The sequence below is a fragment of the Burkholderia sp. Ac-20345 genome, from assembly GCF_017104825.1.
Taxonomy (GTDB): domain Bacteria; phylum Pseudomonadota; class Gammaproteobacteria; order Burkholderiales; family Burkholderiaceae; genus Burkholderia; species Burkholderia lata_B.
The window spans coordinates 193,534-213,274 of sequence record NZ_JAAGPO010000003.1; the positions used below are offsets into that span (position 1 = coordinate 193,534).

Sequence of the window (19,741 nt, forward strand, 5' to 3'; positions counted from 1 at the left end):
GCAGTGCTTAATCGTCTGGTCAGCCGCCTTGAAAGGCTCTTCTTCGGTCATCGCGCGATCGTGCTCGCGGCGATCGGCCTGTTTACAGTCGCGATGGCCGTGTTCGCGCTGCAACTGCGCATGGATGCCGGCTTCGAGAAACAGATGCCGATCGGCCACGAGTACATCCGCACGTTCCAGCAATATCGGAACGACCTGCTCGGCGCGAACCGGATCACCGTCGTCGTGCGCGCGAAGCACGGTTCGATCTGGACGCCGGACGGCCTGACGCGGCTGTACAAGGTCACGCAGGCCGTGACCTACCTGCCGAACGTCGACCGGATCGGCGTGCGCTCGCTGTGGACGTCGAACGCGTTCGTCAACGAGATCACCGACGAGGGTTTCCGCGCGGAGCCGATCATCTCCGGCACGATCACGCCGGATCAGCTGACGCCGGAGATCGTCGAGAAGATCCGCCGCGCGACGACGCTGGGCGGCTATGTCGGCACGCTCGTGTCGCACGGCGAGGACAGCGCGATGATCACGGCCGAGCTGAACGAGCGCGACAGCGCGGGCAAGGTGCTCGACTACGTCGCGTTCAATCACCTGCTGGAGCAGAAGATCCGCCAGCCGTTCGAGGATGCCGGCTACGACGTCCAGATCATCGGCTTCGCGAAGCAGATCGGCGACATCGCCGACGGCGCGAAGGCCGTGCTCGGCTTCTGCGCGATCGCGCTGCTGCTGACCGCGCTCGCGGTGTACTGGTATTGCCACTCGCTGCGCTTCACCGTGCTGCTGATCGCGTGCTCGCTGACGTCGCTGGTCTGGCAGTTCGGCACGCTGAAGCTGCTCGGTTTCGGGCTCGATCCGCTCGCGGTGCTGGTGCCGTTCCTGGTGTTCGCGATCGGCGTGTCGCACGGCGTGCAGCAGGTGAACTTCATCGTGCGCGAGATTTCGCACGGGCACAGTTCGTACGAGGCGGCGCGGCGCAGCTTCAGCGGGCTGCTGGTTCCGGGCGTGCTGGCGCTGATCACCGCGTTCGTGTCGTTCATCACGCTTCTGCTGATCCCGATCCCGATGGTGCGCGAGCTGGCGATCACCGCGTCGCTCGGCGTGGCCTACAAGATCGTGACCAACCTGATCCTGCTGCCGGTGGCCGCGTCCTGCTTCAACTTCACGAAGCGCTATGCGGACAGCGCGCTCAAGCGCGGCGAGCGGCGCTCGGCATGGCTGCGCCCGCTGGCGCGCATCGCGCAGCCGAAGTATGCGGGCGCGACCGTCGCACTGACGCTCGTCGTGTTCGCGCTGGCCGCGTGGCAAAGCCGCGACCGCGTGATCGGCACGCTGCAGCCGGGTGCACCGGAACTGCGTGCGGATGCGCGCTTCAACCGCGACGCAACGTCGATATCCGGCAGCTACGACATGGGCCTCGACTGGCTGACGGTGGCGATCGAGTCGGTCGGCAAGGCTTGCGACAACCCGGCGGTCGGCCTGTATGAAGACGATTTCGCGGCCGCGATGCGCACCGAGCCGGGTGTGGTGTCGGTGCAGTCGTACTCGGGCATGCTGCGCGCGTACAACCAGGGCTACAACGAAGACTATCCGAAGATGAACGTCGTGCCGATCGCCCCGGAGAACTACGGCGCGGTGTCGGTCGACGTCGGGCGCGTGAAGGGCTTCATGAAGGCCGACTGCACGATGTCGGCGGTGCACCTGTTCCTGACCGACCACAAGGCCACGACGATCAACCGGATTCTCGACGACGTGAAGCAGTATCGCGCGTCGCATCCGTTCCCCGGCATCACCGTGCGTCTCGCGGCCGGCAACGCGGGCGTCCTGGCGGCGACCAACGAGGAAGTCGCGGGCAGCGAACTGCCGATGATGCTGTATGTGTACGGCGCGATCCTGATCCTCGTGTTCCTCGCGTACCGCGACTGGCGCGCGATGATCGCCTGCTGCGCGCCGCTGTCGGTTGCGACCTTCATCGGCTACTGGTTCATGAAGGAACTGCAGATCGGGCTGACGGTGGCGACGCTGCCGGTGATGGTGCTGGCGGTGGGGATCGGCGTCGATTACGCGTTCTACATCTACAACCGGCTGCAGGTGCATCTCGCGAGCGGGCAGACGATCGTGAAGGCGGTGCAGCACGCGCTGCTCGAAGTCGGTGTCGCGACGATCTTCACGGCGATCACGCTCGCGATCGGCGTGGCGACGTGGAGCTTCTCCGCGCTGAAGTTCCAGGCCGACATGGGCAAGCTGCTGGCGTTCATGTTCCTCGTCAACCTGCTGATGGCGATGACGGCACTGCCCGCACTGGCCTCGGTGCTGGAGCGCCGGTTCCCGCGCCGCAAGCCGGCCCGCGCGCCGGGGCTCTTCAGCCACTGACGCCCGCCCACTTTCATGGAGATCTCCAGATGATCAAGACGCTCGTTGCCTGTATCGCGCTGTGCGCTGCCACTGCCGCATTCGCGCAATCCCGCGGAACCGTCGCGGAATGGGCCGCGAAGCCGGCCCACGCGTGGCCCGCGCCGACGCACATGATGCTGACGGACGCGACGCGCGCCGGCTCGCGGGTCGTCGCCGTCGGCGATCACGGCGTCGTGGTGCTGTCCGACGACGACGGCAAGACCTGGCGGCAGGCGCGACGCGTGCCCGTTGCCGCGACGCTGTCGGCCGTCGCGTTCGCCGATGCGCGGCACGGCTGGGCCGTCGGCCAGTGGGGAACGATACTCGCGACCGACGACGGCGGCGAAACCTGGACGACGCAGCGCATCGACACGTCGGTCGACCAGCCGCTGTTCTCCGTGCTGTTCAGGACGCCGCAGGACGGGCTCGCAGTCGGCCTGTGGTCGCTGATGCTGCAAACCCGTGACGGCGGCAAGACCTGGGCGAAGGTGACGCTGCCGAAGCCGCCGGGCGGCGGCAAGGCGGACCGCAACCTGTATCACGCGTTCGCCGATCACAAGGGCGCGCTCTACATCTCGGCCGAGCAGGGCACGGTGCTGAAGTCGACCGACGGCGGCGCGAACTGGAGCTACCTGCAGACCGGCGGCAAGGGTTCGCTGTGGACCGGCGTGGCGCTGCCGGACGGCCGCGTGGTGGTGGGCGGCCTGCTCGGCAGCCTGTACCAGAGCAGCGATGGCGGCGCGAGCTGGACGGCCGTCGACAGTCGCACGCGGAGTTCGATCACCGATCTGGTGGCGGCAGGCGACGGCCTGATCGGCGTCGGGCTCGATGGGCTGGTATTGAAGCAGCCGGCGGGGGCGGCAACGGTCGAGGTCGCGCAGCGTCCGGATCGCGCGACGCTGACCGCCGCGCTGCCCGACAAGGCCGGCACGCCGATTCTGTTCTCGCAGGATGGCGTGTTGACGTCTCGCTGATTGCAGGCAGACACGCACGGGGTTCCCTCCCGTGGCACGAAATGTACGAGGAAGACATGAGCGATTCGCGATACGAAATGATGGATGATGCGATCGGGCGTGCATCACGGCTCGACGCGGCTCGGGCCGACGGTGCGCTGCGAGCGTACCGGCCCATCGGTGGATGGATCGAGCAGCCGCACGATCCGCAGCCACAGCTCGAAGGCGATATCCGCGCGGATGTGGTCGTCGTCGGCGCCGGCTTCGCGGGCCTGAACACCGCGCTGGAGCTGACCGCGCGCGGCGCCAGCGTCGTCGTGATCGAGCGCGAGTTCGCGGGCTTCGGCGCGAGCGGGCGCAACGCCGGCTATCTCGCGGGCGGGCAGGGGCTCGAATACGACCTGTTCGTGAAGCGCGTGGGGCGCGAGCAGGCGAAACGGATCATCGGCTTTTACGACGAAGGTGTCGGCTACGTCGAGCGCAAGCTCGTCGAATACGGGATCGACTGCGACTACCGCGCGTCGGGGATCATTCGGGCTGGCGTGCATCGGTCGCAGGAGAAGCGCTTGCGCGAGAACATGGAGGCCGGCATCGCGCTCGGCTCGCCCGCGCGGTTTCTCGACGGCGCGGCGATGCGCGCGCGCGGGATTCCGCCGGCGTTCCTGTTCGGTTGTCATGTTCCTGGCGGCGGCACGCTCGATCCCGGCAAGTACGTGACGGGCCTGCGGCGCGCGGCGCTTGCCGCGGGCGTGCGGCTCTACGAGAACACCGCGCTGCTCGATTTCGACGCGGGCGAGACCGTGCGGATCCGGACGGCGCGCGGCAGCGCAAGCGCGCCGGTCCTGGTACTCGCCACCAATGCGTATACGCCGCAACTCGGCATGCTCGGCAACAAGGTGATGCCGTTGCGGGTGTCGGCGCTCGAAACCGCGCCGCTCTCCGATGCGCAACTGGCGACGCTGGGCTGGCCGAATCGCGAAGGGATCGTGACACCGCACCTGACGATGGAGAGCCACCGGCTCACCGCGCGCAATACGCTGTTGGTGACGACCAAGCGGCTCGATTACGTGTATGGCTCGCGCACGCCGAACGTGCCGGACGAAGCCGCCTATCGCGCGCTGCTGGCGACGCTGCGCGCGCGTTTCCCGCAACTGGGCCGAGTGCCGGTGCGCGCATGCTGGAGCGGCTATATCTCGGTCGCGAGCGACGCGTTGCCGGTGGTCGGCGCGACCGGCGCGCACGCCAACGTGTTCTACACGGCCGGATGCTCGGGGCACGGTGTCGGCACGCAGTCGCTGATGGGGCAGGTGCTGGCCGACCGGATCAGCGGCGCGGAATCGCCGTTCCTCGACGCGCTGATGCACCGCACGCCGGCGATGCCGCCGGAGCCGTTGCGCTGGTGCGCGATCAAGTCGGTGCTGGGGATCGCGAACCTGCTGGACGAACGCGTGAACCGCCACGCGTTGCGCGGATAACACCGCGCGACATCGTTACGGGAACCGAACGCGATGACCGATCCCAAAGCGCACCACGACGGCAGGAAGCGCCGCGCAGCGAGCGCCGCTTCGGCCGGCAGCGATCTCGACGGCTTGCGGGCCCAGGGCCTGCGCACGCGCGGCACGATCGTCCGTGTCGCCAGGAAACTGCTGCTGGAAGGTGGCCCGCTGTCGTTTTCGCAGCGCGCGGTCGCCGCCGGCGCCGGCATCAGCGTGAGCAATCTGCAGTACTACTTCCCGACGCGGCTGGCCGTGCTGCGGGCCGTGATCGAGCCGGTCATCGATGCGTACCTGGGCGAGCTGAAGTGCGTGCTCGACAGCGACGCATCGCCGGACGACGTACTCGAACGCGTGATGGAACGCTCGCTTCGCGACGCGAAGGATGTGCAATACGGCGCGCTTTTCAGGCATTTCCTGTCGTTCGCGGCGATCGACCCGGAATGCCTGAAGCTGTTCGACGAATGGTACGGCACGCTGACACGCGAGGTCGCGAAGCTGTTGCGCGCCGTCAATCCTGCGTTCGATGCGGCCGACAGCATGCACGTCGCCACGCTGCTGATTGCCATGGCGGACGGCCTGACGTTGCAATCCGCGACCGCGCGAGATACGCCGGGGCTCGACGCGATATTCATGGAAACGACCCGCTGCTTCATCTACGGAAGGCGGAGCGGCCAGGGCGGCGATCTGCCGCCGAAGTAGGCGGCGCGGCGCCGGTCAAGCGGTATCGCTGGCGACCCAGTACAGCACTTCCAGCGCGGCCGCGACGTGCAGGCGCTGTTGCGCGAGCGGGCGGGGCAGCAACGACTCGGCACGCTCGAGCCGGCGCAGCAGCGTATTGCGGTGGACGTGCAGTTTTTCGGCCGCGTCGGTCACGCTGCAGCCTTCCGCGAGAAAGGCACGCAGCGCGTCGCGCAGCGACACGTCGGCGGTGGCCAGGCCGCCGAGCGTGTTGGTGATGAACTGGTGGAGGGACTCCATATGATGGGTCATCAGCGAAATCAGGCTCATGCTGTCCGCATGCACCACGCCGACGCCGGCGTGCAGCCTGCCGAGCAGCCGCTGTGTCGCCAGTGCGTCCAGGTGGCCGCGCCGGAAACCTTCCATGCCGTTCCCGGCGGTCGCGACGGCCATGTGCACGCCAGGCAGCGCGCGGATCGCACGCTGCAACGCGGGCATGTCGAGCGGCTTGCCGTCGTGATATGTCCAGACCCACAACGTCGCGGTGTTCGCGACGACGACCAGCGCATTGCGCGTGCCCGCGCATTGGCCCAGCGCATCGGCCGCCCGCTCCAGCAGCCCCAGCTCGATATCCGCTTCCTCGCTCCAGACGATCGCGGCGTGATGGCGTTGCTCCAGCGTATAGCCCAGGCGCCGGCTGGCCTCTTGCGCGCTGATCGTCGTGCCTTCGACGATCAGCGTGACCAGCTCGCGACGGTCGGCGTGGGTGCCGCGCAGTCGCGCTTCGCGCTCGGCGTGCATGAATTCGGCCATGCCGATCATGTTGGTGTCGATGAAGGCCGCGATCGAACGCGACGACACGGCCAGAAACTCGCGCAGCTCGACCGGGTCCTGGGTCAACGTAAACGCGAGCTCCATCCAGCGCTGCCACACGACGCTCTGCGACGATCGGGCCGCGACGAACACGAGGTCGCTCAGGCCGCGCCGCACCAGTTCCTGCGCACTGCTGAGCATGTCGGCGGACAGGTAGCGGGACACCGGTGCGCAAGGGTTCTCGAGGTTGGCGGTTGCCCAGTGAATCAGCCCGTTGCGGTTGATCCGCCGCACGGCCGCCGCGAGCACGGGGTCGCTCATCGTCGGGCTGGCCGCCACGTTCTCCTTGTCCAGTTCCTGCAGCCATTCCGTCTGCACATTCAGCGCGATTTCCGCACCCTGGCGCATCAGTTCCCGAATGCGCGGCGAGGGCAATGGCCAGCTCGGCTGGGCGGTGGGAGCGGGGGGCTGGGACATGACGGAGTGCTATCCAAACGAAGAGGTGCAAGTTGCACTCATTGTATTCGCATGCGGTGCATTCGACACCTTGTTCGACCCGATTCGGTTAATGAAAATAACGTCACAGAGCGCATTTCGACGCGAACAGGAGACACACCGTGACCGTACACCCCCTTCCGTCCATCGAGCACGTGGATGTGCTCATCGTCGGCGCCGGCCTTTCCGGGATCGGTGTCGCTCGTCAACTCGAGACGGACCGTCCCGGTACGTCCTACATCATCCTGGAAGCGCGCGCCGCGACCGGCGGCACGTGGGACCTGTTCCGCTATCCGGGCATTCGCTCCGACTCGGACATGCATACCTACGGTTACGGCTTCAAGCCGTGGGCCGACAAGAAGGCGATCGCCGGCGCGGATGCAATCCTGTCGTACCTGAGAGAGACGGCGACCGAGTACGGGATCGATCGTCACATCCGCACGAACCACAAGGTGATCCACGCATCGTGGTCGAGCGCGAAAGCGTTGTGGAGCGTCGAAGTCGAGCGCGTCGATACGGGCGAACGCAAGACGATCGTGGCCAAGTGGTTCTTCAGCGCCGCCGGATTCTATCGCCACGACGAAGGCCATACGCCGAAGCTCGAAGGGATCGAGCATTTCGGTGGCCCGGTGGTCCATCCGCAGCACTGGCCGGAAGATCTCGACTACAGCGGCAAGCGCGTGGTGGTGATCGGCAGCGGCGCCACTGCGGTCACGCTGTTGCCGGCCATGGCCGGCAAGGCCCGGCACGTCACGATGCTGCAACGCACGCCCACCTACGTGGTGAGCCTGCCGGCGGAAGACCTCATCGCCAATACGCTGCGCAAGGTGATGCCGCATACGTGGGCGTACGCGCTCGTGCGGCGCAAGAACATCGCGATTGCGCGCTTCATCTGGCACTTCTGCCGCACGCGTCCGAAGGCGGCGAGGCGCCTGATCCGCTTCCTGAACAAGCGCCAGTTGCCGAAGGGTTACCCGGTCGATGTCCACTTCAACCCGCCGTACAACCCGTGGGACCAGCGTCTGTGCGCGGTGCCGGATGGCGATCTGTTCAAGTCGATCCGCGACGGCCGTGCGTCGGTCGTGACGGACCGCATCAAGACCTTCACGGAAACGGGCATCGTGCTGGAATCCGGGCAGACGCTGCCCGCCGACATCATCGTCACGGCGACGGGGCTCAACATCCGGTTCTTCGGCGGGATCAAGCTGACGGTGGACGGCGAACCGGTGGAACTCCGCGACAAGGTGGCCTTCAAGGGGATGATGCTCAGCGGCGTGCCGAATTTCGCGTTCTCCATCGGCTATACGAATTCGTCGTGGACGTTGAAGGTCGGGCTGTTGGCCGAGCATTTCTGCCGCGTGCTCGCGCATATGGAGCGCGGCGGCTTCGCGACCTGCGTGCCCGAACTGCCCGCCGCCGACATGCCGACGCGTCCGCTGCTCGATTTCGGCGCGGGCTACGTGCAGCGCGCGATCGGCAGCCTGCCGCGCCAGGGCCCGGGCACGCCGTGGGTCATGTCGATGGACTATCACCTCGATGTCCGGATATTGCGGCACGGTTCGGTCGATGACCCCTGCCTGCGCTTCCGGCAGGCACCGGCCGCAGGCGGCACGGATCGTGTCGAGTCGCGTCGCGCTGTCGGAGGATGATCATGACGATTCATTCCATGGAAGCGGTGCAGGACGCGTTCTACGACCTGCCGGGAGGCGTGCGTCTCTGCTATCGCACCTACGGGCCCGACAACGGCGAGCCGTTGCTGCTGATTGCGGGCATGACGCTGCAGTTGACCTTCTGGCCGCCTGCGCTGATCGACGCGCTGATTCAAAGCGGCTATCGCGTGATCGTGTTCGACAATCGCGATGTCGGCCGCTCGTCTCGCATCGCGCGGCCGGGGCCGAGCGTGCTCCGGCAATTCCTCCGCCAGCCCGTCAAGGACGGTTATGACCTGGAAGACATGGCCCAGGACACGATCGGCCTGCTCGACAGCCTGCAGGTGGCGCGCGTGCACGTCGTCGGCATGTCGATGGGTGGCATGATCGGGCAGGTGCTCGCCGCGCGCTATCCGCAGCGCGTGCTGTCGCTGACCTCCATCATCTCGACGACCGGTGCGCGCAATGTCGGGCAGCCGGCCATGTCCAGCATGCTGATGCTCACCGCGCCGCCGCCCCGCACGCGCGAAGCGGCCGTGGAGCAATACAGCCGGATCATGGCCCACATCGGCACACAGGCGTATCCCGCGGACGACGCGGCGCGGCGCGCGTATGCGGCCCACGCGTGGGATCGCGGCCAGCAGGCGCGCGACCACGAGAGCACGACCCGCCAGATCGGCGCGATCATCAACTCGGGGGACCGCACCGAGGAGATCCGGCGGATCCAGGCACCCACGCTGGTCGTGCACGGCGATCGGGACCTGCTGGTCGCGCCCAGCGGCGGTGTCGCGACCGCTGCGGCCATCGCGGGCGCGGACATGGTCACGGTGCGCGGCATGGGGCATGACATTCCCGATGGCGTCGTGCCGCTGTTGACGAGCCTGATCGATGGCCATATCCGGCGCCGTGCGACACGCGCTGCCGCGGAGCCCGTGCGCACCGGCCGGCACATTGCCTGAGCCGGTTCGCCCGCGGCACGCGATCCGCGCGTGACGTCGGGAAGCAGCGCGCGCCATCGCCGGCCGCCGAACCGGCCCGCGGCAGCGTGAAGACCGAGAACATTTGCAAGACGCTTGTCGTGATGCGACGCGATCGCATGAGCGGCAAGCCGTAGGAGACACCATGCATCAAGGCTACCCGACCGACCTTGCGGCCCGCTTCGAGCGCCAGCGCCGCGCCTTCGCACTGGAGCCGAACCCGGCGCTGGCCACCCGGCTCGCGCGCCTCGAACGGCTGGCTGCGTGGCTCGATGCGCACGAGCACGCCATCGTGCGCGCCATCGACGCCGATTTTCACGGCCGCTCCGCGCACGAGACGCGGCTGGCCGAGGTGTTCATCGTGCATGCGGGCATCCGGCACGCGCGCCGGCACCTGAAACACTGGATGCGGGCGCGCCGCGTGCCGACCGCACTGCATTTCCGCCCCGGCCACAACCGGCTGATGCCGCAACCGCTGGGCGTGACGGGCATCATCTCGCCGTGGAACTACCCGCTGCAGCTGTCGCTCGGGCCCGCACTCGCGGCGCTCGCCGCCGGCAATCGTGTACTGATCAAGCCGTCCGAGCTCACGCCTGCGCTGTCCGACCAGCTCGTGTCGATGGCCCGCGAGACCTTTGCGCCGGACGAACTCGATGTCGTGGTGGGCGACGTCGAACTCGGCAAGGTGTTTGCCGGCCTGCCGTTCGATCATCTGTTCTTCACCGGCTCGACCCAGGTGGGGCGTGACGTCGCGCAGGCGGCCGCGGCCAACCTGACACCCGTGACGCTCGAGCTCGGCGGCAAGTCGCCGGCGATCCTCGATGCGTCGTGCAACGTCGAGGTCGCCGCGCAGCGCCTCGCGTTCGGCAAGCTGCTGAACGCGGGCCAGACCTGCGTCGCGCCCGATTACCTGCTCGTACCGGCCGGAACGGCCGACAGCGTCGCATCGCAGCTGGCGCGCGCCGTCACGCGCCTGTATCCGACGCTCGCCGCCAATCCCGACTACACGGCCATCATCAGCGAGCGCCATCGCGCACGCCTCGCCGGCATGGTCGACGAAGCACGCCGGGCAGGCGCGCGCATCGTCGAAGTCAATCCCGCCGGCGAATCGTTCGGCACGTCGTCGCGCAAGTTCGTGCCCACGATCGTGATCGGCGCACCGGCCGACACGCGGCTGATGAACGAAGAGATCTTCGGCCCCGTGCTGCCGATCGTCGAATACGCGAACCTGGACGATGCACTGGCGTACATCCAGGGCCGCGCGCGGCCGCTCGCGTTGTACTGGTTCGGCGAAGACGCGGCGCGGCGCGATCGCGTGCTGCGCGAAACGGTGTCCGGCGGCGTCACGATCAACGATTGCCTGTGGCATCTGGTGCAGGAGAACCAGCCGTTCGGCGGCGTCGGGCAGAGCGGCATGGGCGCCTATCACGGCCAGTGGGGCTTCGACACCTTCAGCAAACTGAAGCCGGTGTTTCACCAGACCCGCTGGAACGGCGCCGTGCTGTTCCATCCGCCGTACGGCCGAACCTTCGACCTGCTGCTGCGTACGCTGTCGCGTCTCGCGTGACTTCCGAATCCTGTATCGAGAGAAATGCCATGAATCATGAGTTCGACTACATCGTCGTGGGCGGCGGCTCGGGCGGCTGCGTGGTGGCAGGGCGCCTGACCGAGGACCCGAACGCCACGGTCTGCGTGCTGGAAGCGGGCGGCAGCGGCGACGGCATGGTGATCAACATTCCGGCCGGCATGGTCGCGATGCTGCCGACCCGCCTCAACAACTGGGCATTCGACACGGTGCCGCAGCGCGGGCTCGGCGGGCGCGTCGGCTATCAGCCGCGCGGCAAGGCGCTGGGCGGCTCGTCCGCGATCAACGCGATGGTCTACATTCGCGGCCATCGCAGCGATTACGACACGTGGGCCGCGCTCGGCAATCCCGGCTGGTCGTACGACGAAGTGCTGCCGTACTTTCGCCTGAGCGAGCACAACGAGCGCATCAACGATGCGTGGCACGGCCAGGACGGCCCGCTGTGGGTCAGCGACCTGCGCTCCGACAACCCGTTCCAGGCGCGCTTCCTGACCGCGGCCCGCCAGGCGGGCCTGCCGCTGACGGACGATTTCAACGGCGCGCAGCAGGAAGGCGTCGGCATCTACCAGGTCACGCAGAAGCAGGGTGAACGGTGGAGCGCGGCGCGCGGCTATCTGCTCCCGCACGTCGGCAAGCGCGCCAATCTCGCCGTCGAAACGCACGCGCAGGTCCGGCGCATCCTGTTCGAGGGCAAGCGCGCCGTCGGCGTGGAGGTGCTGCAGAAAGGCACGCTGAGGACCTTTCGTGCACGGCGCGAGGTGGTGCTGGCCGCAGGCGCGCTGCAGACGCCGCAACTGCTGATGCTGTCCGGCATCGGCCCGGCGGACGAACTGGCGCGCGTCGGCATCGACACGCTGCACCACCTGCCCGGCGTGGGCCGCAACCTGCAGGACCACCCGGACTTCATCCTCAGCTACCGCACGCGCAGCCTCGATACGATGGGCGTCTCGGTGGGCGGCAGCGCACGGATGCTGCGCGAGATCATGCGCTTTCGCCGCGAGCGGCGCGGCATGCTGACGTCAAATTTCGCGGAAGGCGGCGCGTTCCTCAAGACGCAACCGGGCCTCGATGCCCCCGACATCCAGCTGCATTTCCTGGTCGCCCTGGTCGACGATCATGCGCGGCGCATGCACCTCGGCCATGGGCTGTCCTGCCACGTGTGCCTGCTGCGCCCGCGCAGCCGCGGCACGGTCGCGCTGCGCAGCCGCGACCCCGCCGCCGCGCCGCTGATCGATCCCGCGTTCCTCGACGACCCGCGCGACCTGGAGGACATGGTGGCCGGCTTCAAGATCACGCGCGGCCTCATGGAGGCGCCCGCGCTCGCGGAGTGGATCACGAAGGACATGTTCACGCGCGACGTGCACAGCGACGACGAGATCCGGGCGGTGCTGCGCCGGCGCGCGGATACCGTCTATCACCCGGTCGGCACGTGCCGGATGGGACAGGACGCGATGGCCGTGGTCGATCCACAACTGCGCGTGCATGGTGTCGACGGGCTGCGCGTCGTCGATGCATCGGTGATGCCGACGCTGATCGGCGGCAACACCAATGCGCCCACCATCATGATCGCGGAGAAGGCGGTCGACCTGATGCGCGGCGTCAGCCGGGTAGCGTCCGCGGCGTGCGCGACAGCGGCGGAAACGCACCGCTTCACGACGTCAGGCGTCGAGGCCGGTCGATAGGGGATTTACCCCGGTCAAACGAACACGTTCATGCAGCGTCGGGACGACCGGTCCCGCTGATGCCTTTCATCACCCGCAGTTTTGACGAAGAGTTGCCGAACCATGTCTGCCATCCGATCGCCATTCTGGCCCGCGCACCTGGCCACGCGTCAGGCGCCGCCCGCGACCCACCTGTTCCGTCACGCGGAGGCCGCGGCGGCGCGCCACCCGGACAAGCCGTTCATCCTGTTCTACGACACACCGGTCTCGTTCGCGCGCTTCCAGCGCGAAGCCGAGCACGTGGCGGGCTTCCTGCAGCAACGGTGCGGGGTGAAGGCGGGCGACCGCGTGCTCCTGGACATGCAGAACAGCCCGCAATGGATGATCGCGTACTACGGCATCCTGCGCGCGAACGCGGTGGTCGTGCCGGTCAATCCGATGAACGTGACCGACGAGCTGGCGCACTACATCGAGGACAGCGGCGCGAGCACGGCGTTCGTCGCGCAGGACCTGTATCCGCGCATCGCGCCGCTCGTGGGCGGCGCGGGCGGCCTCGCGAACGTCGTCGTGGCGACGTATGGCGATTACGTGGCGCAACCGTCGGCCGTCGCGGTGCCCGACTTCGTCGCGGCGCCGCGCCACGTCGACGGGCCCGGCGTGGTGCACTGGCGCGATGCGCTCGCCGAGCAGCTGGCGCCGGGCGAGCTGACGGCGGGCCCCGACGACATCTGCCTGATGCCCTATACGTCCGGCACGACGGGCAAGCCGAAAGGCTGCGTGCACACGCATCGCAGCGTCATGTGCACGGCGGCCGGCTTCGTCGACTGGTTCGACGATCCCGAGGACGCGATCCACCTGGCCGTGCTGCCGCTGTTCCATGTCACCGGCATGCAGGGCGGGCTGAACGGCCCGCTGTATCGCGGCTCGACCGTGGTCGTGCTGCCGCGCTGGGATCGCGATGCCGCGGGCCGTGCGATCGGCCGCAACCGCGTCACCGTGTGGCAGTCGATCTCGACGATGATGGTGGATTTCCTGTCGAACCCGAACCTGCACGAATACGACCTGTCGAGCCTGCGCTCGATGCGCGGCGGCGGCGCGGCGATGCCGGATGCGATCGCCCGGAAGCTCAAGGAGATGGTCGGGCTCGAGTACGTCGAAGGCTACGGGATGTCGGAAACGATCGCCGCGACGCACATCAATCCGCCGGCGCGCCCCAAGCCGCAGTGCCTCGGCATTCCCCTGTTCGATGTCGATGCGCGGATCGTCGATCCGGTCACGTTCCAGCCCGTGCCGCAAGGGGAGGCGGGCGAGATCGTCATGCATGCGCCGCAACTGATGCAGGGTTACTGGCGCAATCCGGAGGCCACGAAGCAGGCGTTCGTCGAGATCGACGGCAAGCGCTTCCTGCGCACCGGCGATCTCGGCCGCATCGATGCGGACGGCTACTTCTTCATGGCCGACCGGCTGAAGCGGATGATCAACGCGTCGGGCTACAAGGTGTGGCCGGCGGAAGTCGAGACGATGATGTACCGCCATCCGGCAATCAAGGAAGTGTGCGTGATCGGCACGCGCAGTGTGCATCGCGGCGAGACGGTCAAGGCTTTCGTCGTGCTCGATCCGGCGTACCCCGACGGCGTGACGCCCGACGACGTGGTGGCATGGGCGCGCGATCATATGGCGTCCTACAAGGTTCCGCGCATCGTCGAATTCGTCGAGTCGTTGCCGAAATCCGGGTCCGGAAAGATCATGTGGCGGGAGTTGCAGGAAAGGGAGGAGGCGGCGGCCGCCGGCGACGAGGGAAACGCAGTGGCATGACGGGCATGCCGTGTTCGGTCGCCCGAGGGGCATCCGTCGAGCGGCGACCGGAATGAAGCAGACACGAGGGAATTTTCTCGTGTTTTACGTCGATTTTATGTTTGTCATATCGACCTATGATTATCAGTGTGAACTACTGTTCGGGCGGCCCGGTTTGCGGCGTCGCGCGATCGGGCCTGTCACTGTCTATCGAATGGTTCCCGGTGCGGGAACCGGGCATGGTGTGCGGAGAAAGAGAATGGGAATGAAGAACGATTCGAACAAGGTCATGCGCTTCACGGCATGGAGCGCGATCATCGGCGGCCTGCTGGCGTATGCGAACGTGGGGCTGGTGTCGATGGTGGCCGGTTCGGACACCGGCATGTTGCTTCACGGTGCGACGATGCTGAGCCTGCCGTCAGAAACGCGCGATCTGTTTCGCTTGTCGATGCTCGCCGACGTGTTCGGCTTCTATCTGCCGGTGCTCGTCATCGGCGGGTACTTCCTGCACGTCTTCAAGGAAGAGCTCGGCGCGCTCGGCTACATGGTTGCGTTCGGCATCGGGTTGTACGCGGTGCTTGGCGTGACCGGTGCGGCGCTCCAGCTGTCGGTGCTCGGTCCGCTGGCGCAAATGCATGCGGGCGGAGACGACGCAACACGGGCTGCCGCCGCTACCGCGTGGGCGACCGTTGCCAACGGCACGCAAAGCGGGCTGTGGTGGTCCGAAGGCCCGCTGGTGTTCTTCTGGGCGCCGATCGTCGCCAATCAATTGAAGAAGGACGGATGGCTCGGGGCGTTCCTGCTGAAGATCGTTGCCTGGTTTTTCGCGATCATCTTCGTCTCCGGGTTCTTCCCCGAATTCGAAGCCGTGACGGGGACGAGCGAGATCGTCGTCGTTCTCGTCCTGCCGATGTGGATGGTGTGGTTCGGCTGGCAGTTGCTGCGCCGTGCAAGTCGGAGCGCGAAAGCGGGCGCGTTCGTGGCCGGGTAACGGAGCGATGCCGATACCGGGGTTTCGGTCAGGTATCTCGGGAGAGGCCGCTGGATCGCACCCCGCGCACGTCGCACCGCCACCCGGCGTCGAAGCCGTCTGCTCCCATAACCGGCTCCCTTCGCGCGCTCCCATGAACGGCTCCCATCGGCGACGCCGAAGGTGGACGTAGCACAAGCATGCAACGCGAGGACGTCGGCGCCGGTCTATCCGCCCGCGACGCAGGCCGCCGCGCCGCGCACCTTCGCCGCCCGCAGGTGCCGGTCGCGATCGGCCAGCCAGTCTTTCCGCTCGCCGCGCCAGCCCACCGCGTGAATCCGGTCCATCTGGCGCGCGGCGACGGTTGCCGCGCAGGCGAGGCCGGAGAGCGGGATATCGAGCAGGCGCCAGTGGCCGGCATGCGGCGTATCGACCCCGCGGAATGCCCCCGCGAGTGGCGCCAGCGAATCGAGCGTGGCGCCGTGTCCGCTTCCGCATGCATTCGAAATGCTGTCCAGCCGAAGCTGGTCGCGCGATACCGGATCGGCGAGCGCGCTGGTCTGCCCGATGCCCAGCCCGATCGGGCCACGGGCGATCGCGATGACGATCCAGATCCCGGCGTGGCCGACCACGACGTCAAGCCCGTCCAGCACGTCGCAGCCCGCGACCGCGATATGGTCGGCATCGCGGTCGATCAGCGTCAGCTCGTCGGCCGCGCGGCCGGCCAGCGTTCCCAGGATCGCGCGCAGCGCCGATCGGCCGATCGCGAAGCGGCGGCCGTGCGCGCGATTCGGATGCGTCCTGGCGCGCCGCAGTTCCGTCTTCGACAGGTAGAGATGACCCCGCTCGCTGGTGACGAGCTGCCATTCGCCGCGCAGTCGCCACAACAGGATTTCGCCGGGAGCGGGGAGCCGCGACGGACATGACGCAAGCGTGTGCGAGCCCGTGATCGTCAGGGTGGGATAGCGCATGCCGGCCCTCGTGTCGGTGGCGAATTCAACATGGCCTGGCGTGCCCGTCGCGTCATGCCTGTTGTCCGGCCTGCCGTGCATCATTCCCCGCATGCTGCCGCGTGAGCCGCGCGGCGAGCGAGACGGCCTGCCCGAACGACGCAACCGCATGGTGCGGAATCCCGAATGCCTTGACGGCGACCTCGCCCTGCGCGGCCACTTCCGCGCGACGGCCGGGATCGGGTTCGACGCTGACGAGCGCCTTGCAGACGGCACCCAACGCCTCCTTGTTCTGCTTGAGCCAGACCGCGCGATGCTTGCGGTCGTCGTGGCTCTCGTCGGTATCGAGCTCGATGTAGACGATCACGAACGGCTCGCCGTGGCGCATCAGCGTATCGATCTCGCCCTCCCAGCGCGGCCCGTAGCCCGGTGTCGCGTGTTCGGGACGAAACACGCAGACCGGAAAGAGATGGATGTCGTGTAACGCGAAATCATTCGGATTGAGAGCGGTCATCGAGGTTTCTCCGGTGGATGAGCGACGCCGAAGCGTCGGGGCGGCCGTGCGGCGGCAATCAATGCGTGTGCGCTTGCGTTGCGCCGGCCTGCGCGACCGGCGGCGCGTCGCGCCAGCCGACGCCGAGCGACTTGTAGAGCGCGATCGCGCCTTGCACCTGCGCGAGCCGGCTGAGTGCGAGCGCATCGCGTGCGCGGTACGTCGCGCGTTGCGCGGTGAGCACCGACAGGTATTCGCCGAGGCCGTTGCGGTACAGCCGCGTGGCGCGCGACTGCGCGTCCTGGCTGCTGTCGACCGCCGCGGCGAGCATGGCCTGCTGGTCGCGTGCGGTGCCGATCGCGACCAGCGCGTCCTCGACATCGCGAAACGCGCTGCGGATGCGCTGTTCGTATGCGAGCCGTGCGGCCTCGGCCGCCGCGCGCGCGGCGTCGACGCCGGCTTTCGCGCGGCCGCCGTCGTACAGCGTCTGAGTGCCGTCGAGCGCGACCGACCATGCGACGCTGGCGCCCGAGAACAGGTCCTGCACGAGGCTCGCGGTCGTGCCGAGGCTCAGCGGAATCGCGAAATGCGGAAACTGCTCGGCGCGCGCGACGCCGATCTGCGCGGTCGCGGCGGCAAGCCGCCGTTCGGCGGCGCGAATGTCGGGGCGCTCGCGGATCACGTCCGACGGCAGCGTGACGGGCAACGCGGGCGCAACCGGCAGTGTTGCGCCGGGCGCGCTCAGCGTGTCGCGCAGCGTTTCCGGAAAACCGCCGACGAGCACGCCGATCGCGTGCGCGAGCCGCGCGACGTCCTGATGCAGCGGCGGCAACGTCGCCTGCGCGAGCTGCAGCTCGGCACGCGCCTGCGCGACCGCGAACGACGTGCCGAGGCCGCGCCGGTTCGACTGCTCGGTCAGGCGGCGCGTGGCGTCGAGGCTCGCAACGTTGTCCGTCGCGATCCGCAGTCGCTCCTGGGTCGCGCGCAGCGCCGCGTAATCCGACGCGAGCTCGGCCAGCAGGCTCACGAGGATCGCGTGGCGATCGTCGTCGAGCGCATCGATCTGCGCATCGGCCGATTCGACCGCGCGTCGCGTGCCGCCGAACAGGTCGAGTTCCCACGATGCATCGAAACCGAGCCGGTAGGTGCGCGACTGGCCGATCCCGGGCGGCCATTCGAGCGCCCGCGACGAACGGATGGCATCGGCGTTCCCGCCTGCGGTGACGGTCGGGCCGAGGCGGCTCGCGATCTGGTCGCGTTCGGCGCGCGCCTGCAGCAGCCGCTGACGCGCGATCGCGAGATCCTGGTTGTGCGCGATCGCCTGCGCGACCAGCGCGTCGAGCTGAGCATCGCCGAACGCGCGCCACCAGTCCTGCAACTGCGCGGGATCGGTGGCCACCGTGTCACGCGGTGCGATCCAGCCGGGCGGATGTGCGGGCTGCGGCGCCACGTAATCGGGGCCGACCGTCGTGCACGCGGCAAGCGCACATGAGCAGGCCGCGACGAAGGCGCGCGCGGAGCGTGGAAGGAGCAGGCATCGCATCGTCGCCACCTTCACATCCACGCGTGCAGCCACGACGCGAGCCGGCCGCGCGGCGTGCGCTCGCGCCCGCGTTCACCGACTTCGACGCTGCACGTCATGCCTGCCGCGAGCAGCACGCCGGCCGGCACCTGGTCGATCTCGATGCGCACCGGAATGCGCTGCGCGAGCCGCACCCAGCTGAAGGTCGGATTGACGGCCGGCAGGCCGAGCTCGTCGAGCGTGCCGTTCTCGTCCGCGATGCCGCGGCCGATGCTCGTCACGTGTCCGCTCAGCAGCGGATCGAAGCCCATCAGGCGGATCGACGCGGGCGCGCCCGTCGCGATGCGGCGCAGCTTGGTCTCCTCGAAATAACCGGTGATCCAGAAGCTGTGCGCGTCGAGCACCGAGATGCCGGGCTTGCCCTCGACCGCGTAGTCGCCGTGACGCAGGCGCAGCTGCGTCACGTAGCCGTCAACCGGCGAGCGCAGCGTCGTGCGTTCGAGGTCGAGCTTCGCGACGTCGAGCGCGGCCAGCGCCTTGCGGTGCTCGGCCTGCGCGATCGACACCGCGCGACTCGAGCGCTGGATGTCCTCGCGCGGCACGAGATCGTCGAGCCCGGTTCGCCGCTGCGCTTCGTCGCGCTTCTGGCGCATCGACTCGGCGGTCGCGGCGACCTGCGCTTCTGCTTGCTCCACCGCCAGCGCGAAGCGCTGCGGATCGATCCGGTACAGCACGTCGCCTTTCGCGACGCGCTGGTTGTCGACCACCGCGACTTCGACGACGGTGCCCGACACTTCGGGCGCGATCCGCACGACGTGCGCGCTCACGCGCGCGTCGCGCGTCCACGGCGCGAGGACGTACGCGTGCCAGAGCGCGGCGACCAGCACGATCGCGACGGCCACCGTGGCGAGCGTCAGCAGGGAGCGGGTAAGGGGTTTGAGCGACATGACGCGATACGTTCCGACGGCTAGAAGTAGAGGATCAGCGTGGCGACCAGCACGAGCGAAATCGCGAACTCGAACAGCGCCGGATGCCACACGCGGCGCAGCACGCCGAGCCGGGCGAGCAGCGCGCGCACGGCCATATAGAGCGGCACGGTCGCGCACGCATAGACGAAGAACGGCGGCAGGTAGATGCCGGCCAGCGGGAATTCACTGAGCATCGGGGGCACGCTCCGGAACGACGGTGAAATAGGCGGCGTACGTGTGCAGCAGCACGTAGACGTCGGCGAACGCGGCCATCAGCCACTTCAGTTCGGTGTTGCCCGGCTGCGCGGCGGCGAGGCCGGCGAGGGCGTGTGCGGCGCGCCGTGCATGCCGG

At 68.1% G+C, this 19,741-nt stretch carries 16 protein-coding genes; 10 read left to right on the forward strand and 6 right to left on the reverse strand.

Annotated elements, in window-relative coordinates; genetic code table 11:
• Positions 1-3 precede the first annotated feature (3 nt).
• From G3O06_RS02995 to G3O06_RS03010, 4 genes are all read left to right on the forward strand, one after another.
• A complete protein-coding gene (locus tag G3O06_RS02995) occupies positions 4-2,364 on the forward strand; it encodes an efflux RND transporter permease subunit (RefSeq protein WP_205814911.1) in 2,361 nt (786 codons plus the stop codon).
• Positions 2,365-2,393: 29 nt separating this feature from the next.
• On the forward strand, positions 2,394-3,359 hold the full coding sequence (locus tag G3O06_RS03000) for a YCF48-related protein (RefSeq protein ID WP_205814912.1): 966 nt from the start codon (positions 2,394-2,396) through the stop codon (positions 3,357-3,359).
• An 80-nt stretch (positions 3,360-3,439) separates the two neighbouring features.
• A complete protein-coding gene (locus tag G3O06_RS03005; protein WP_241019485.1) occupies positions 3,440-4,813 on the forward strand; it encodes an FAD-dependent oxidoreductase in 1,374 nt (457 codons plus the stop codon).
• 33 nt (positions 4,814-4,846) lie between these two features.
• Positions 4,847-5,533 (forward strand): TetR/AcrR family transcriptional regulator, encoded by a 687-nt coding sequence (locus G3O06_RS03010; RefSeq protein ID WP_205814914.1) that lies wholly within the window; start codon positions 4,847-4,849, stop codon positions 5,531-5,533.
• A gap of 15 nt (positions 5,534-5,548) precedes the next feature.
• On the opposite strand, the gene G3O06_RS03015 is transcribed toward G3O06_RS03010, so the two are convergent.
• Entirely contained in the window at positions 5,549-6,802 is a 1,254-nt protein-coding gene (locus G3O06_RS03015; protein ID WP_205814915.1) for a helix-turn-helix domain-containing protein, read from the reverse strand.
• Between the two features lie 140 nt (positions 6,803-6,942).
• On the opposite strand from G3O06_RS03015, the gene G3O06_RS03020 reads away from it, so the two are divergent.
• The 6 genes from G3O06_RS03020 (at position 6,943) to G3O06_RS03045 (ending at position 15,477) form a co-directional block, all read left to right on the forward strand.
• Positions 6,943-8,469 (forward strand): NAD(P)/FAD-dependent oxidoreductase, encoded by a 1,527-nt coding sequence (locus G3O06_RS03020; protein ID WP_174988820.1) that lies wholly within the window; start codon positions 6,943-6,945, stop codon positions 8,467-8,469.
• 2 nt (positions 8,470-8,471) lie between these two features.
• Positions 8,472-9,428, forward strand: coding sequence for an alpha/beta hydrolase (locus G3O06_RS03025; RefSeq protein WP_205814916.1), 957 nt, complete (start codon positions 8,472-8,474; stop codon positions 9,426-9,428).
• Between the two features lie 163 nt (positions 9,429-9,591).
• Positions 9,592-11,013 carry a coniferyl aldehyde dehydrogenase gene (locus tag G3O06_RS03030; protein WP_205814917.1) on the forward strand — a complete coding sequence of 474 codons (1,422 nt, stop codon included), beginning with the start codon at positions 9,592-9,594 and terminating at the stop codon, positions 11,011-11,013.
• Between the two features lie 29 nt (positions 11,014-11,042).
• The gene (locus tag G3O06_RS03035) at positions 11,043-12,713 is read left to right on the forward strand and encodes a choline dehydrogenase (protein WP_205814918.1); all 1,671 of its coding nucleotides are present in this window, start codon (positions 11,043-11,045) and stop codon (positions 12,711-12,713) included.
• 102 nt (positions 12,714-12,815) lie between these two features.
• Positions 12,816-14,507, forward strand: coding sequence for a long-chain fatty acid--CoA ligase (locus G3O06_RS03040; RefSeq protein WP_205814919.1), 1,692 nt, complete (start codon positions 12,816-12,818; stop codon positions 14,505-14,507).
• 244 nt (positions 14,508-14,751) lie between these two features.
• Complete coding sequence (locus tag G3O06_RS03045; protein WP_205814920.1) at positions 14,752-15,477, forward strand: hypothetical protein; 726 nt, start codon at positions 14,752-14,754, stop codon at positions 15,475-15,477.
• A 206-nt stretch (positions 15,478-15,683) separates the two neighbouring features.
• Here G3O06_RS03045 and G3O06_RS03050 read toward each other — a convergent pair whose 3' ends face one another.
• The 5 genes from G3O06_RS03050 to G3O06_RS03070 are packed head-to-tail and all read right to left on the reverse strand — an operon-like array spanning position 15,684 to position 19,583.
• Positions 15,684-16,427, reverse strand: a complete 744-nt coding sequence (locus G3O06_RS03050; RefSeq protein WP_174968554.1) for a hypothetical protein — start codon at positions 16,425-16,427, stop codon at positions 15,684-15,686.
• Between the two features lie 52 nt (positions 16,428-16,479).
• Positions 16,480-16,920: a hypothetical protein gene (locus tag G3O06_RS03055; RefSeq protein ID WP_174968553.1), complete on the reverse strand. Its 441-nt coding sequence runs from the start codon at positions 16,918-16,920 to the stop codon at positions 16,480-16,482.
• Between the two features lie 58 nt (positions 16,921-16,978).
• Entirely contained in the window at positions 16,979-18,442 is a 1,464-nt protein-coding gene (locus G3O06_RS03060; protein ID WP_205814921.1) for an efflux transporter outer membrane subunit, read from the reverse strand.
• Positions 18,443-18,453: 11 nt separating this feature from the next.
• Positions 18,454-19,368, reverse strand: coding sequence for an HlyD family secretion protein (locus G3O06_RS03065; protein ID WP_174968551.1), 915 nt, complete (start codon positions 19,366-19,368; stop codon positions 18,454-18,456).
• A gap of 20 nt (positions 19,369-19,388) precedes the next feature.
• Positions 19,389-19,583, reverse strand: coding sequence for a DUF1656 domain-containing protein (locus tag G3O06_RS03070; RefSeq protein WP_089429479.1), 195 nt, complete (start codon positions 19,581-19,583; stop codon positions 19,389-19,391).
• Positions 19,584-19,741: the final 158 nt, after the last annotated feature.

Coding starts and splice junctions, on each gene's coding strand:
- G3O06_RS03000 (WP_205814912.1), top strand. CDS start 2,394: ATGATCAAGACGCTCGTTGCCTGTATCGCGCTGTGCGCTGCCACTGCC.
- G3O06_RS03070 (WP_089429479.1), bottom strand. CDS start 19,583: ATGCTCAGTGAATTCCCGCTGGCCGGCATCTACCTGCCGCCGTTCTTC.
- G3O06_RS03055 (WP_174968553.1), bottom strand. CDS start 16,920: ATGACCGCTCTCAATCCGAATGATTTCGCGTTACACGACATCCATCTC.
- G3O06_RS03065 (WP_174968551.1), bottom strand. CDS start 19,368: ATGTCGCTCAAACCCCTTACCCGCTCCCTGCTGACGCTCGCCACGGTG.
- G3O06_RS03035 (WP_205814918.1), top strand. CDS start 11,043: ATGAATCATGAGTTCGACTACATCGTCGTGGGCGGCGGCTCGGGCGGC.
- G3O06_RS03025 (WP_205814916.1), top strand. CDS start 8,472: ATGACGATTCATTCCATGGAAGCGGTGCAGGACGCGTTCTACGACCTG.
- G3O06_RS03060 (WP_205814921.1), bottom strand. CDS start 18,442: ATGCGATGCCTGCTCCTTCCACGCTCCGCGCGCGCCTTCGTCGCGGCC.
- G3O06_RS03030 (WP_205814917.1), top strand. CDS start 9,592: ATGCATCAAGGCTACCCGACCGACCTTGCGGCCCGCTTCGAGCGCCAG.
- G3O06_RS03040 (WP_205814919.1), top strand. CDS start 12,816: ATGTCTGCCATCCGATCGCCATTCTGGCCCGCGCACCTGGCCACGCGT.
- G3O06_RS03050 (WP_174968554.1), bottom strand. CDS start 16,427: ATGCGCTATCCCACCCTGACGATCACGGGCTCGCACACGCTTGCGTCA.
- G3O06_RS03015 (WP_205814915.1), bottom strand. CDS start 6,802: ATGTCCCAGCCCCCCGCTCCCACCGCCCAGCCGAGCTGGCCATTGCCC.
- G3O06_RS03045 (WP_205814920.1), top strand. CDS start 14,752: ATGAAGAACGATTCGAACAAGGTCATGCGCTTCACGGCATGGAGCGCG.
- G3O06_RS03005 (WP_241019485.1), top strand. CDS start 3,440: ATGGATGATGCGATCGGGCGTGCATCACGGCTCGACGCGGCTCGGGCC.
- G3O06_RS03010 (WP_205814914.1), top strand. CDS start 4,847: ATGACCGATCCCAAAGCGCACCACGACGGCAGGAAGCGCCGCGCAGCG.